This is a genomic window from Haemophilus sp. UMB1048, assembly GCF_030218125.1.
Taxonomy (GTDB): domain Bacteria; phylum Pseudomonadota; class Gammaproteobacteria; order Enterobacterales; family Pasteurellaceae; genus Haemophilus_D.
This window is the reverse complement of the sequence record NZ_JASOPB010000202.1, coordinates 1-234: the sequence shown is the minus strand read 5'-3', so window position 1 is coordinate 234 and position 234 is coordinate 1. Positions and strand designations below refer to the sequence as shown.

Below are 234 nucleotides of genomic sequence, written 5' to 3'. Positions count from 1 at the left end.
GGATAGTTTGGGTGAAAAAATCATCTGGGCACCTGACAAACATCTGGGGCGTTACGTGCAAAAACAGACGGGCGCAGACATTTTATGCTGGCAGGGTGCCTGCATTGTGCATGATGAATTTAAGACTCAAGCGTTAACCCGCTTGCAAGAAGAATACCCGGATGCTGCCATACTGGTGCATCCAGAATCACCACAAGCTATTGTCGATATGGCGGATGCGGTCGGTTCCACCAG

Annotated in this window: 1 protein-coding gene; it reads left to right on the top strand. The window is 50.0% G+C overall.

The features are described 5' to 3' along the window. A partial coding sequence (gene nadA, locus QP437_RS10465) for a quinolinate synthase NadA (RefSeq protein WP_285267796.1) occupies nucleotides 1-234 on the top strand: 234 nt, incomplete at both ends.